The sequence below is a fragment of the Enterococcus sp. DIV0724b genome, assembly GCF_050531475.1.
GTDB classification, from domain to species: Bacteria; Bacillota; Bacilli; order Lactobacillales; family Enterococcaceae; genus Enterococcus_L; species Enterococcus_L haemoperoxidus.
This window is the reverse complement of sequence record NZ_CP172890.1, coordinates 505,836-521,011: the sequence shown is the minus strand read 5'-3', so window position 1 is coordinate 521,011 and position 15,176 is coordinate 505,836. Positions and strand designations below refer to the sequence as shown.

General features: G+C 33.0%; 13 protein-coding genes. 2 read left to right on the top strand and 11 right to left on the bottom strand.

The features are described 5' to 3' along the window. The 11 genes from IGJ02_RS02460 to IGJ02_RS02410 form a co-directional block, all read right to left on the bottom strand. Positions 1-2,592, bottom strand: a complete 2,592-nt coding sequence (locus IGJ02_RS02460) for a YfhO family protein (RefSeq protein WP_430603139.1) — start codon at positions 2,590-2,592, stop codon at positions 1-3. Between the two features lie 19 nt (positions 2,593-2,611). Then, a complete protein-coding gene (gene lepB, locus IGJ02_RS02455) occupies positions 2,612-3,163 on the bottom strand; it encodes a signal peptidase I (RefSeq protein ID WP_430603138.1) in 552 nt (183 codons plus the stop codon). 82 nt (positions 3,164-3,245) lie between these two features. Beyond that, the gene (gene lepB, locus IGJ02_RS02450; RefSeq protein ID WP_430603137.1) at positions 3,246-3,911 is read right to left on the bottom strand and encodes a signal peptidase I; all 666 of its coding nucleotides are present in this window, start codon (positions 3,909-3,911) and stop codon (positions 3,246-3,248) included. A gap of 22 nt (positions 3,912-3,933) precedes the next feature. Beyond that, entirely contained in the window at positions 3,934-4,599 is a 666-nt protein-coding gene (locus IGJ02_RS02445) for a YccF domain-containing protein (protein WP_430603136.1), read from the bottom strand. Between the two features lie 20 nt (positions 4,600-4,619). Further along, complete coding sequence (locus IGJ02_RS02440) at positions 4,620-5,690, bottom strand: DUF916 and DUF3324 domain-containing protein (RefSeq protein WP_430603135.1); 1,071 nt, start codon at positions 5,688-5,690, stop codon at positions 4,620-4,622. Between the two features lie 215 nt (positions 5,691-5,905). Beyond that, positions 5,906-6,715 carry a WxL domain-containing protein gene (locus IGJ02_RS02435; RefSeq protein ID WP_430603133.1) on the bottom strand — a complete coding sequence of 270 codons (810 nt, stop codon included), beginning with the start codon at positions 6,713-6,715 and terminating at the stop codon, positions 5,906-5,908. A 27-nt stretch (positions 6,716-6,742) separates the two neighbouring features. Then, positions 6,743-7,549 (bottom strand): WxL domain-containing protein, encoded by an 807-nt coding sequence (locus IGJ02_RS02430; protein ID WP_430603132.1) that lies wholly within the window; start codon positions 7,547-7,549, stop codon positions 6,743-6,745. Between the two features lie 4 nt (positions 7,550-7,553). Continuing rightward, a complete protein-coding gene (locus tag IGJ02_RS02425) occupies positions 7,554-7,883 on the bottom strand; it encodes an LPXTG cell wall anchor domain-containing protein (protein WP_430603131.1) in 330 nt (109 codons plus the stop codon). Between the two features lie 17 nt (positions 7,884-7,900). Beyond that, on the bottom strand, positions 7,901-10,735 hold the full coding sequence (locus tag IGJ02_RS02420) for a hypothetical protein (protein WP_430603130.1): 2,835 nt from the start codon (positions 10,733-10,735) through the stop codon (positions 7,901-7,903). Between the two features lie 38 nt (positions 10,736-10,773). Next, entirely contained in the window at positions 10,774-11,436 is a 663-nt protein-coding gene (locus tag IGJ02_RS02415; protein ID WP_430603129.1) for a helix-turn-helix domain-containing protein, read from the bottom strand. Between the two features lie 167 nt (positions 11,437-11,603). Beyond that, positions 11,604-12,719, bottom strand: coding sequence for a tyrosine-type recombinase/integrase (locus IGJ02_RS02410; protein ID WP_430603127.1), 1,116 nt, complete (start codon positions 12,717-12,719; stop codon positions 11,604-11,606). Between the two features lie 398 nt (positions 12,720-13,117). Here IGJ02_RS02410 and IGJ02_RS02405 point away from each other — a divergent pair, with 398 nt between their 5' ends. Together IGJ02_RS02405 and IGJ02_RS02400 are read left to right on the top strand one after the other, a co-directional pair. Further along, positions 13,118-13,876 carry a LytR/AlgR family response regulator transcription factor gene (locus IGJ02_RS02405; RefSeq protein WP_430603125.1) on the top strand — a complete coding sequence of 253 codons (759 nt, stop codon included), beginning with the start codon at positions 13,118-13,120 and terminating at the stop codon, positions 13,874-13,876. 279 nt (positions 13,877-14,155) lie between these two features. Continuing rightward, entirely contained in the window at positions 14,156-15,169 is a 1,014-nt protein-coding gene (locus tag IGJ02_RS02400) for a sensor histidine kinase (protein WP_430603123.1), read from the top strand. Positions 15,170-15,176 lie beyond the last annotated feature (7 nt).

Here is a 15,176-nt window from a genome sequence, read left to right as displayed (position 1 = left end):
TTAGATTCCTTTCTTTTTTTGATAATGATAAGTGTATAGACCAAATATTAAAATACAGCTGATAAATAATAGACTGCCTAGTTTTATTCCTTTTGGATAGTAGGTTAATTGAATGGTATGTTTTCCTTTAGGAACTTTAATTGAAATTAGGGCGTTTTGCACTGCTTTAAGTTCCACTTTTTTCCCATCTATTTTCCCATTCCAGCCTACGTCATAAGGAATCGTAGTGAAAATGACTTGCTCTTTTTTAGTATTTATCGTTGTCTTTGCTTGATTTCCCTTTACATCGAAAATCACTTCTTTTTGCTTGATTGCTTTTATTGCTTGATCCAGCTTCTCAGTTTTTAAAATAAGGACAGAAGGACGTAGTAATCGTACAATGGAACTATTCATAAATTTAACGTTCACTTTTACTGTTGTTGCCTTTTCATAATAACCAATATTATAGTTGATTCCATTTGAGATCAGCTCACTACTCGTTTTATAGTTAGGAACGCTCACTTCCACATTTCCTTCTGCTAGACCGCTAGAACCTCTAGAATCAAGAGTCAGATAGGCTTGGCTTTTGGCAGGAACATTTACTTCCCACGTAATATTTCTAGCTGTGTTGCTATTCGTTTCCTCTGAGAAATAAGTAAAATCGCCTTCTTCTCGAATAGACATATTTTCACGAGAAACTTCTTTCAATCCAGTAAATTGGAATAATGGATCATTTTGACCGGATAAATAATTGAGTAATGCTGTCTGATTGTCATTATTTTTTTTCTGATAAATCCCTTGATCTGTTTGTATTCCTAAAGGTAGGGCATCGTCATTTTCATAAAGTCCATATACCCCCTTCGAAGCAATTTTTTTGAATCCGTATTTTTCCGGATCTTTCTTTGATAGATTGTATTTTACACCGAATAGATCATCCATTAAGATTGTGTTATTTTTGTATTGAATCGTCAGATTGGTTGCTGGAGAACGATAACCTAGTTTATCTAAATAGTTTGATGAATGGCGGTTACGAACGGAAGAAAATAGTGTAATTCCAGAATAATTATAATTAAAACTGTCTGTTCGACTGACTGGATCTAAATTTTCTATCCGATGAAACGTCTTATTCTTTGCTTGTGCTTCTTTTACTAATGGATGAATTTGTTTATAGGCCTCTGTATATTTTTTTCGACTTGTATAACCCCACTCTTGATTAATCCCAGCCATAATCTGTTGTGTATTAAAGAACTGTTCTCCGCATACACATATGACGAACAAAACAGGAACTAGCCAGTTGTATCTCAGGTGCTTGGTTTTAAGAATAGCCAAAAATACATAGAGAACAAGTAGAATATTAGTAATAATCAATGATTCTTGTGTAAGATAACCATATCTTTTTTTATTGGATACGATTGCAGCTAGGATAAAAATCCCTATAACAGCAAATGTACTATTCACCAAGGTATTCAAATCTTTTTTCTCAAATTTTTCCAATCCAAAACCTGCCAAAATCAAAACTAGTGTAGAGTAGAGAAAACTATAACGGAATAAAAACATATTTGGTGAATGCATGCCTTGCCAAAATAAATTCAATGGTTGAATATAGACACTTGCAATTAACACAATGAGTAACCCACCATATAGCAGTTTATTTTTTAATGAAATTTTATTCGTAGCAAAATAAAAAATAACAAAGAGTAATGGCAATAAACCGATATAAATAAACGGACCACTCCCGTACTTCGAAGTGTCATATACTCCAGGCATACTTTTGACTACAAAATCCCAAGGCCCTACATCATTCGTTAAAAACGTTTTTACTACATCTGTCTTTTCTCCATTTGATTTTAAATCAATAATGGACGGTAGAATGATTATCATCGATGCGCCGCCTGCTAAGAACGACGTAATAAGATACGGTATAACAGATGATTTATACTGTTTCCAATTAGTACATGAACGTGTTACAAAGTATAAAAAACTAAATATTCCCACCATAAACGCCATATAATAGTTCGTAACAAATAATAAGAGATACGTAGTAAACAATAGTATGAATTTTTTTTTATCCATTAATTGGTGAATCCCTAATAAAATTAATGGCAAATAAATCATCGCATCCATCCACATAATCATAATGGAATATGCTACTGTAAAGCTCATTAACGCATACGAAATACTCATAGCTACCTTTATCCACGAAGGTAAACGAAAAGTTTGATAGGCAAAAATACAAAAACTTACGCCCATAGACCCAATTTTCATGAGTAAAATAACATACATAGCATCCGGCATATGTATGTTATCAAAAAATATCACTAAAAAACTATATAGGCTGTTCACGTAATAACTCATTAATGACACAAAGTTCAGACCTAATGATCCTGACCAAGTGTAAAAGAACGATTGTTCATTATGAAGTAGATTATTAAAGCCTGCATAAAAGTTAACCAATTGACCAAATGCATCGCTTGCCAAAATTGTACGATCACTTGTCGGATAAATTCCCAATCGATAATAATTCATTGCCATGATCAGAATAGGAATAAAAAAACTAAAAGCTATGGCTAAAGCCCATTTTTTTAAATGCATTTTTTTCTGTAATTGTTTCATTCTATATCCCCACTTTTCTTTACTCAATCAAGCCCAATCGATTCAGTGGATAATATCGAAGCATGACTACTCCTTCAATATTATTTTTATCAATTAGACCTAGTTCTCGACTGTCTGTAGAATGTCTTCTATTGTCTCCTAAAACAAAAAATTTATTTTCAGGAATCTTGGAAAAACGTTCTAACTTTGCTGCTACTTTCCAACTTACACGAACTTTTAACGTCCCATCAGGTAGTTCTGTTCCTGAAAGCTTTTGCTCATTTTGAGGCGTTAGATTATGTACGGCCATTTGGGAATTTAAATAGACTGTATTTTGATCCATCCAAATGCGATCTCCTGGCAACCCAATAACTCTTTTTATATACGATTCATTTTCTTTTTCTTCAGGCTTAAAAGTGATCAATGAATAACGTTTAGGTTCCACCTTTTTCATGACAAATAAACGATCATTATCTTGTAGCGTTGGCATCATTGATTGACCACTAACCACATGTGTTTTTATCTTAATTAGAAACAATATTCCCAAAAATAGAACCAGTAGAAAACAGAATTCTTTTAGAATAGTCTTCATTCCTTCTTTTGAGATTCGCCTTTTTCTAATTTGTTTCTTTATGTCTATAGGAAACGACCTTCTTTCATTTTATTCACTACGTTCAGAACTGTTTGATTTGGTGAACAGGTAATATTCTCATTTCAACAACGCCAACAATTTCTTTTTCAGTGATATAACCGTAGTCCCGACTATCCGCTGCATAAGGGCGATTATCACCTAGCACAAGATACTCTCCTTTAGGAATGCTCCTTTTTTTTGTACTCCAGTCTTCGGTAAAATTACTCTTACTGTCTTTTGCACGTTGAACCTCTTCTTCTATAAAGCGCTCATAAACTTCTTGGTTGTTCACATAAAGTTTGTCTTTTCTATAAAAAATTGTTTCCCCAGGCAAGCCAATAACTCTTCTAACGGATGTTTCTTTACTTTTCAAGTCTTTATATAAAACTAATTTAAAGCGTCTTGGTTTAGCTAGCTTATTAACGAATACCCACTCGCTATTATTCAGTGTAGGAATCATCGAATAGCCCTCTACTTTGGTAATAGAGAAGGTAAAAATAGATAAACCGTACAAAAAAACTCCTAAGAAAAACAAACTCAACCCTAATTCAATCAATGTTCGCTGCACACGAACTTGTCTCTTTTTCTTTTGAATTTGCTTTTTTTTCTGGAGTTTTTGTGCTGTTTTCTTCTTTTTACTTGGCGTAGATTGTTCTAATGTTTTTTTTTCATAATATGAGTATCTATTAGAATGGTATTTAGCACTCATAACGACACCTCATTAGATAGTTTCATTTTTTCTGTTTTAAAGCTTCTTCATTCACACTAAATTGTTTAAATAGTTTTTTCTGTGTTTGTTTTATCCGTGCTAGTTCATCAACATATGATTGAACTGTTTTTGGATCATTTAATTGCTTTATTGACAACGAATATAGATTGGTGCCATAATCACGTAATTGAACATAGTAGCGCGTAAGGGCATGTTGTCCTTCTGTTGTTAAATTATTTGATGGTAAGGTACTGCCGTATGACGCTAGTAGTGAACTCAATTCCATTAATTTTGCTTTTACATCTTCACCTGATTTACCATTTTGAAGACTTAGCAAATTTTTATTTACTTCATCTGTAATAAAATAGCTTTGCGCAATAACACTACTGTCTGTGTTAGACAGATTAGTCATCTCATAATGTCGTGTATAAAGTCCACTAATAGCAAAGAGAATACTCAAGCTAATTAGTATGATACCTCTTTTTAAGAGCATTTTTTTCTTTTTCTCTAATACACGTTTTGCATGCATCCAGCGTTTTCTTTTTTGTTTTTCTTTTGGACGTCTCTTTTTCAGTCTATTCGCGTCTTTTACTCTTAAAAAAAAGATAATGAAGGAAAAGGCTCCTATAAAAAAGGTAATGAAGAACGCCGAAAAACAACCAATAAATATCCAACCCAAAATCGTCATCTTCTATTTCCTTCCTTTGATTATCTTTTTTTAGTTTTAATTTTTTTTCTGTTTTTCTGTTTTGTTTTTTTTCTACGGGACAACACTCTGATCACTAAATAGATCATTAGTAAAACAAGCAGAATTCCACCAGAGATTATCAGAATCACCTTCCAGTTAATCCCTCTATCTTGAATTAAAGAAACATCTTCATTGTTGTACTTATCTGCATCGTCCTTCGTAACTTTGATGTCCTCTTCCCATTTCCAGCTTTTATCCCCCGCAGTAACTAGTACGTGTGCTGTATAATCACCTGGAACAAATGACTCACCATTTAAATTAATTGGAAAAACAATTGAAGAGTTCGGGGCCATCCGATAATTTTCTTTCTTTGTATCATATAGAACTTCGTCAGATCCTTTTTTAAAAATTTGTGCCTCCACAGTCATTCCTTCAACATAAGTCGCTTCAATGTTGGAAAAATTGACTAAAAAAGCATTACGATAATTCGTCATTCCAGCACTAATATTATTTAGTTTTAAGTCTGGCTGTACTTTTGTATCCGTCTCACTCAAAAGCATTCCCACTACAAATGCATATTTATTTACAACACCTTTAGCAGATTTATCGGCTTTTTTTTCAGCACTGTTCTCTGACTTTTGGAGATAAATCCCTCCTGCAATATAACCATCATATTGCTCCTTTGGCATCGTAATTTCTACAGGAACATTTTTAGTTTCTTTAGGTTGTAACGTTACTTTTTCTGGGACTTTAACGATGTCTTTTAAATCATATTTCAAGGACGGATCGTTTTTGAGCTTTGTTGGACCATATTCAATGACCCCATTACTATTGGTTTTGGTACTATTTACTGATAAATCAACTGAAAGTTCTTTATCTGTTATATTGTACAATTCAATTTCAACTGTTTGCTGCTGCTCTGGTGTCATTCGTAAATCAAAATAGCCCACGCTTTCTATTTGATTTTTTGGTTTAATAATTTTATAGCTATATCCTATTCCATCATCTGCATATGTAATTTGTGGAATAAGTAGTACTAAAAAACCTATGTATAGGAAAAAAAAGACACTCTGTTTTAAATATTTTTTCATGGTTGTTTCCTTTCTTTTTTTCAAATTAGGTAAGCATGCACCAAAAAATCTAGTGCATGCTTACAATGCTAATAGTTGATGTTACAAAGGGATTTTCTTTAGAAATGAAACAAAATTTTAACCTTCGTTCCCACAAGCTATTCTTTTTAGAAGATAATAGCTTGTGTCTCATTCAATTTTAGTATATCAACTAAAACTAGCTGTGATTTATGCACTTATTTAGCAGCAGTCATTACCCAGGTAACTACACCAGCATAGTTGCCTTGAAAAATAGTTTGATCTTTACCAACAGTTAATTTTACTGATTGATCAGCAGCAGCAGTACCTGCAGCGTTTAATTTGCCAAAGTGGATATACGTTTGTCCTTGTCCTCTGTCGGGATTTACATCTTCGCCAACTTTACCATCATTATTGACGATAGTAGTTGCTTGACCAAACACTACTTGAACGTTTTTATTCTTAATAGCATCTTCTGGTAACGCAAGCGCTTCATCTACATTTGTTTTACGTCCGATATTTAAGTAGTCTAAAGTTGCTCCTTGAAGTTTACGCTCTACTGTTTTATCACCGTCTGGAACTTGTGTTGTCAATTCCGTTGTAATTTCAGCTGTCAATGTATACATATGATTTAATACATCAGTACGGTTGTCTTTGATTAAAACGTTATTCGCCATAACCCCTTTGTCTTCTGTATAGTTTTTAGCCCAGAATACACGGTCATTCCCATCAGTTACAACACCATGCTCACCAAATTTTAGTGGTGTTACATCTTGGACACCAAAAATTGCAGAATCTACCGTTCTAGTAATATCACCAGATTGGATTTCTGTATCTAGATTCCCCTCTGAATCTGTTATAGTTACATGAGTTGTATCCGATTCATCCTCAGTATTACGAGTAAATTGAATATCCATATCACCATCTCTAGTAGAGGCATCTACTGCTTTGGTAACTCCTGGAACTGCTACTGCTACTCCTACAGCTGCTAATAATACAGCTCCGCATAATTTGTGTGTTAATTTCATTTTTGTTTCCTCCTGTTTATTTCTAATTTATGGTAGCTCGGAAATGATCCAAGTTAACACCGTTGAGTATGTTCCTGGTTCTTTTTTTGTTCCACCAGGAAGCGTTAAACGAACTGCATCATTCATATATACAGCTTGTTTATTTGGGGAAGAGTCTGTGACTGCCTTCCCATTTTCATCTAAGCGAGGGTTTAAGGTTGATGTCTGTTCAGCTGAATTGTCATTTGATGCGCCAAAAGCGACAATCCATGTCCCTCCACCAGTCCCCATAGTTGCTTTTGCAAGGGTATAGGTTTCGCCTATATTATTTAATCGAATCACTTCTTTTGAAACAGAAGGCTCGTTATTCGTTCCATTTGGTGTATTGATCCATGATTTGTCAAAAGAAAGAACAGCTCCATCTAGTTGACTCGCTTTTTTATTTTTGTTTGTAAATTGTGTCTCTTGGCGTACTTGCAGACTCCAACCTGTTTGTTTTCCTCGGTAATCAGATACTTGAATAAACTGTCCTCTAGGTGCAATAACATCCTTAAATAGCAATGCATCTGCCGAATAATTGACATCTTTATCTACAATTTTATTACTATTGAATTTAATACTAGGAACAAAATCAATTCGCAAAGCACCTGTTGTCTTCCCATATTCACCAATTGGTTCTAACTTTTTAGTGGGATTTTCAGGATCTAATACACCATAATTACTATCTACTAATCCTTCAAAGGAAATACCTATGTTGCCTTCTTTAGCGTTTTCGGCGTAAACATTCGTTTGAGCAATCAAGCTCATCACCCCAGTGAAAACAAACAATGTCAAAATAAAAGGAATTTTTTTCATATATTTATTGCTCCTTTTCATTGTTTTGATAACGTCTTTTTACTAGATATATGATAAATAATAAAAAGAGAAACGCTATTCCAATAATCGGCAGCCCATATTTTACAACTTCACCTGTTGAAGGAAATTTTCCTTTAGGCTTTATCATCTTATCTAGCGAACTTGACGTAGTTGATTGTTCACTATCGCTTGAAGCAGTATCATAAAGTGTAATATCGCCTTCAGTTTTAACTTCTGCTCCTTCTTGGGCTAATGAAACCTGCACGTTCACCAATGAAAAGGTCAGAAGAAGGATCGAAGCAATGATGATTTTTAGGTTTTTTCTTTTTTTCATTCTTTTTCCCATCCTTCTTACTTCGCATTTTCTAAAATAATTGTTATTTGCGCTTGGTATTTTCCGAGAGCTTTAATCGCGCCAGGAGCCAAGTCCAACATAAAGCCGTCACCTTTAGACCAACGCTCTTTCGTCACATCGTAGCTTCCTGAATCTGTGTTTTCGTGACTAAAAATAACTGTATCTTCGTCTGTTAAAGATAATTCATCATCTTGATATTTATACTTGATTGCATCAGGTATTTTTATATCTCCTTGCACTTCATCCGAATGAGTTAGTGGCTGATCTACTCTCGCCTTTAGACTCCACTTCATCTTGTCTGCTCGGGTATCCGATATAACTAGCGGCTCACTGATAATAGGATTTGTATATTTCACCGCGTTAATAGTGGCTTTTTTCGTTTCAAAGTCTAATGTTTGAGGAGCAGAAATGATTTTTAAAGTCCCACTAAATTGGTAGGTAAAATCATTTTTTCCATCAACTATAGTAATTGTTTCACTATCTGGTCTCTTTACTAAATCATAATTATCATTTTTTAATTTATTTAGGACATCAGCAATCTTAGGTACTTTAGTTAAATCAATTGGCGTTCCTATGATCTCTTCTGATGTGTAAGAACCATGCAAGGGGTGCCCTTCCTCATCTAAAAAGTTGACAATTAGTGGTGCCATATTCTCTTTTATTGTCATGTTTTTCGAAAAATCTTTTAGAAATTGATTGTCAAAAACACTATCCATTGTTAATAATCTAAATGAGAAGTTATAATCTGAATTAACTGGCAGATTCCTTGAAACAGTAGCATCATATTTCAAATAGACCTCTGTTCCAACGGGTACATTTGCATTTATTTTCCCTTCCATCCTACCTGCTGGATCTCCAGGCTGTTCGTAAACAACCTCTCCTATTGAATGCCCGTCTTTGTCTTCTAATCTCATATTGCTTGGTTTATCTTTAAATACGTTTTTAGGGTAAAAAGTTATAATCTGCCCATTTTTAAATGTAGTATCTTCCATAGCCCCCTTGTAAATGGTATTAAAACTAACCGTTATTTTATCATCATATTTCAAAACATTATTCTCTATTAACTGACCATCTTTATAAAAATCGACGTTTCCATCAAAGCGTTTGTCTTTAAGAACAATTTTTACTGTAATATCTTCTGGGGTTTGAATTCCCTTAACATTATCGCTAACTGAAACAAGCGAAAAGCCCCAATCCACCACTTCATTCATCGCATCTGTAAGATCATACTGATTTCCTACAGTTTGTAATACTGACTTTTGAAAAATTTGTTCATTATTTTCATCTCTAAAATCTAAAATCAGAGATGATTGATTTGTGAATATAACAGGGAGCTCTGACTGAACTACTTCTCCTATTAAACCACCAAAATCTTTCGAGAAAAGAGTTGCTGCCCCATTCACTTTGATCAATTTGCTTTTTTCATTTTCCCCTGCTGGATCATCCTCCACAAAGGCACTATAATCCTTTTCAAAATCAAGCTGAACAGGAATAGTAATTTCAAAAACATTACTATATAATCCTGATCCATCTGATAGATTACTATTTAAGTAAGCTTCAGTAGCATCAATTCTGATCAATTGTCCACCATTTCCATCTGTTTCAATTACTTTTTTAAACTTATCATTAGCAATAACTAAACCATTCTGATCTTTTATAGTAACATCTTCAGGATTGATATCTTTAAAAACAGCAGGCAACGCTACCGCTAAATCAAACTGTTCAAGTGCTTTACTTGGTTGAGATGGAACAACTTGATAAAGTGTATACAAACTACTCTCTGCAGGTTTAGTCACAGTATCTTTTCCACTCAATGTTGGTAAAGGAGGCGTTACAATTAATGGCGGTGGTGTACTTAGCTTTTGATAAACACTACTATTACGTTCAATCATTGATATACCTACAGTCCTTCTAGCTATATCCTTATATTTTTGAACCAGTCTGTTCCATTCTAGATCCTTTGTTGTGGTTGATTGAAATGTATAAACCTCCTTTTGGTTATCAATGGTATCACCTGAAGAGCCATCATAAAGAAGCTGATTCTCCTTACTATTCGGTGTATAAATTGTCTCTATTTGATTTTTCTGGAGCAATAATTTTTTGTATTTAGTTATATTATTATAGGCTACTACGCCTGCGGTCTTAATTTCATTCGTTGTGCCATGTTCTACTGTTGTTAAAGCAAGGTTAATTTCGGTCTTAACATCTCCTGACATATAAATATCCAAAAAATTGTCAGGAGCTGCTCCTAATGCAAACTGAGCAATAATTGACTGCCCAAACAATGGTTTATAATCTTCTTTTCTTATATACGTTACTTCTACTAACAAATCAATTTTTTTCCCGTTATACATTCCCACATTAGTTACTCTCAGTTTTCCTGGAATTTTCACATCAGATATTTTTATAATTTGTTTTCCATCACAATCGCCTAGCTCTTTACCTTTAGTTTTGGCAGTTACGGGAGTTATTTGGGCCTGCGTGTCTTCAATAAACCATTTTGACTTTTCTTTCTCTTCTTCGCTATTGTTCATTCTAGGAAAAAATGAATATTTTGAATCTAGCGGTGTAGTATAATCATTTGATATGTTAGGAAAACTATTGATAGTCGTATTAGCATAAGTTTGAATAGATGGTGTGCTAACGGATTTTTCATTAGCCATTAAGTTGTAATTGGTGTTCTTTATATCAGTGAAACCTCTATCATTTGTTACCTTTTGAATTTCATTTTCCCTATTAGTATTTGCTGATATAATATTAGGTTTCCAAGCAAAGAATACTATAGAACAGACTAGAAATAGAACGCTCAAAATTTTTAAGTACTTTTTCATTTTTTTCAACCCCTTTTCGAATATTTCTATTTTTCTAACTATCCAACTAATCGATATCCTTTTGTTCGGACCGTTTGAATGCACTGCTCTCCTTTTGTTCCTAGTTTTTTACGTAGATGGAAAATCAGATTTGCAACTCGATATAAGTCATTATTGGCTGGTCTATTCCAAAGTGTTTCATAAATAGTTTGATAGCTTACTGTTGAACCTTTTTGTCTATAGAGTATTTGGAGAATCTGATATTCTGAACGTGTCAGCGGGATTTCGTGTCTTCCGTCAATCACCGCACACATATTCGTATCATTTAGAATGATTGCCTCATTTTTCTTTTTTTCTTCTGTATACTGCTCAGAACTGATACGACTGAATGTATTTTTTATTACTAATGGAATTTCTTCTACTACATTTTCTGCTAAGATACAGCCATTCATCCCTAAATGAAGATACATATTGATTTCACGCACGTTAATTGTCGGTAAAATAATCCATACAAATACTTGTGGAGCTATTTGACAATGAATCAGCCATTCGCAGACTTGCGAAAAACAGTTATCTTTTCCTACATCAAGAATGATTCCATCTAACTCTTTTATTTGCGTCTTCTCTACCACTTCGACAGCTGTATAATTATTTTCATTTAGTAATTGATGAATTGTTAGACCTTGTTCTTTCTCTAACGTTACAATACCGATTTTATGCACTATGTATCATCTCTTTCTTCCTATTATTTTCTATGTCAATACATCCTTAACTTCTAGCTGAGCATATCCTTTGATTTTTATCTTAATTTTCCTACAATTGAGATAAATAAAATATTACTCTACTGTTCATAAGCGTTTTGAGCTTGCATGACCATTTGATTGACGTCTTACAGTTCATTGACTAGCAGTTTATCTACTGTCGAAATAGCTTTTTTTCTTGTTTCAAAAAGGGAGCCTGTATAAGTATCTAGTGTCATTTTTATAGACTGATGTCCGAGTATTTTACTAACACTTGCGATATCTGCTCCTTTTTCGATACACCTCGTAGCAAAGGTATGTCTTAGTACGTGAAATTTGAAATCAGGTAGACCAGCTGTTTTAATCGTCTTTTTAAATTTGTACGTAATTGCTCGTGGCTCTGTTAGCTCTCCAGTGCCAATAACGTATGTAGATGTGCTACTCGCTTTTTTGCTTAGTAGATAGCTTTTTAAATTTTTTGCTAAAGGAATTTTCCTAATCGAGCTTGCTGACTTTGGGGTTCCTGCAACTAACTTTGTTTTGGAATAAATGGAGTTTTCATTGGTTATTCTTGAAATAGTTCTTCTAATATGGATTACATTAGATTCAAAATCAATGTCAGTCCACTTTAATCCGCTGATTTCACCAATTCTTATTCCAGAATATAGCGATAAAATAATTGGAGAGCACCCGACCTCTTGTAATGCAGCTTTTTCAAGTTTACGTTGTTGCGGAATAGTCAGTACAGCAATTTCTGTTGTCTGCAATTTGGGTAAATTAAGTGTCTTATACAGATCGCCAGTTACGTAGCCTTTTTTGTGTGCTTCACAAAAAGCTTTTCTTAAAAGTGTTATCACATTTCGGATAGATCCAGGGGAAAGTCCCTTTTCTTGAAGTTCATAGATGAAATTTTGAAGATCACTCGACTTAATTTTGGTTAGGAGGCTCTGTCCTATAGACGAAAAAATATGTTTTTCGGCTAAACGTACATAATTAGAATACGTCGTTGGTTTTACTCTGTTCTTCACATCAACTGTTAACCAGAAAACCAGCCACTCTTTTACGGTTCCTTCATATGGAACAAAACGTTCGTTGGTTTCTAGATGTTTCGCTTTTAAGTGAATCAATTGTTCTTTGACACTTGTATAGGTTCTTCCATAAATAGACCCATACATGATTTTTCCGTTCTGTGTTCTTCCTTTTATATATCGTCCTTCCCAGCGACCATCTTTTCGCTTGTAGATATTCTCTCCTTTGCGTGTCATAAAATGACCTCCTTCTTTTGACAATTTTTTTGACGGCTTTCTTGCGAAAAAACTAATAACGGTCAATACATTCCATCCAAAATGTCTATCATCTAAATAAAAAACATTTATTATTTAAAATGATATTGACATTTCATGAAAAAAAAGATAGAATTACCTCGTTAGATTCATTTATTGAAAAGTTTTTTCTTATCTCAATTGTAGGAAAATTAAGATAACTATTTACAGATATAGCCTTTAAGAATTGATGTTTCAGTCAATTCTTTTTTATTACATCGTTATACTAATTCAAAATTCAGCTGAATGACTTACCTTTCAAACAAAAAAAATGCTTTTGATGTATAAAAGCATTTTTTTTTAGTATAATTAATTAAAATATTTCTTTAGAGGATAGGATCATGACACTCACAATCACTAGCTACATCATAGAAGATGAATTGCAACATGGGAAAATAATTGCAAACAAGATCAGCGCTTTTTCAGATAAAAAAACGATGGTTGATTTCCAGCCTAAGATTATTACTGAATTCATCCATTTTTATGAAAACTTAAATGAATTCGACTTCAATGATAATGATTTATTTATTATTGATATTCATCTAAATACATACTTTTCTGGAATAGAACTTGCTAAAAGACTTCGAGCGTTAAATCAACAAGTCCAAATTATTTTTCTTACAAATGATGAAAATAGTGGTATACAAGTAATTAATGCCCAAGTTTCACCACTAGGATATATTGTAAAACATGTTCTGCCAAATCTTATTTTTGAAGAAGAGCTTTTTTCATTTCTCCAACAGATTAGCTCTCAGCTCTTAGTTAAGTTAAATAATGGTAAATTACTTACTTTCCGTTCTGGAAATAAACAAATCATTTTATATCCTGAGGAAATCTATTATATTGCAACCATTAAAGGGGCACGTGGGAAAGTTCTTATAAAAACGACTAAAAATGAAATTACCTGTACTGAACACCTTTATCAAATCAAAAAGAAGGTCTCTCATACTCAATTTTTTACCGAACTAAAATCATATATTATCAATCTTGCTTATGTTAAGTCCTTCTCTAGATTAGATGGTGTCATTTTGTTTGATCAACAAAATGAACTGTATGTTGGAACTAAAATTATTGATAAAATTTCCAAAAGATTAAAATAATAGTTTAGGTGATGATAAATTATGTGGTCTTTTACTATTCTATTTACTTTAAAAAATTTTTTGTTTCTGTGGCTAATTGAATATAGATTTGTACTCAAACGAAATCAAACGCTGTTTTTATCAAGTATTTTGTTTGTCATTTTTTTCTCAAATTTTTTTGTTTCTCAAACCGTTCTATCTTTTCTGAATATTCTTTATGTAGTCATAAAAATCATTACGTTGATCAAGATTTATAAAAATTGGCTAGTTCCTGTGCTCTCTTTTTCGTGGATGACGTTTGTGTTGTTATTAGTATGGACAATTTCTTATGCACTTCCAAATCTAATTTTGTCAGCATCACCGAATTTATCTCTTCTATTACTATTGTCTCAACCTGTGTTGTTAATAATTGTTTGTTTATTAATGCGATTCTATATAAAAAAATATGATTTCTTTCTTATCCTTAAAAGCGTCCAGAAAAAGTATCGTCTCTTATCGTTGGCCATTTTTCTTTTTTTTGGTATTCTGTTTTCAATCTATCGACTAATCGTTGATACGATTTCTGTACAGACTCTAACGTTTGTTTTTCTATTGATCTGCCTCAGTGGATTTCTATTTAGCTTTTTCTTTTATTTAATTGCCTCTTCCTATAATCAGCGACAAGCTTATTTAACATTATCTAAATCAATGAATTCTGTAAAAGAACGATACGAAACAACCATTGAATTTCGACATGATTATAAAAATATACTAACGAGTATCAATGGATACCTCAGCGACGGGCACATAGCTGATGCCCAAAACTATATACAATCGATTATCAACTACTCATCTTCCATTTTGGTTCCTGAATATTACTCACAACTCCTAAATTTAGCTATTCCACCCATTCAAGCTGTTTTACTTTCTTTTTTTGAACAAGTTTCTTCAAAAGGAATTACTTTATATGTAAATATTCCACAAAAAATTTATCAAGTGGATATGGATTTAATCGATTTAACACGTTGTTTATCTATTTTATTGGATAATGCTCTAGAAGCTCATCAGAAAGATAGTAATTATATTATTCAGGTTTCAATCACTCAAGAAGAAAATCAAATAATTATTATGATCAAAAATTCATTTAACCTGAACAAAGACATCTCTTTAAGTAAAATGTTTGAAGATAATTACACAACTAAAGATGGACATCGAGGAAAGGGATTGACGATCATAAACAAGATTACAAGTGAGTATACGAATGTTACAATAGATTTTTGGCTTGAAGATGATTTTATCACTGCTAGCTTGCTGATAAATACACTTACTTTATAAACCAACG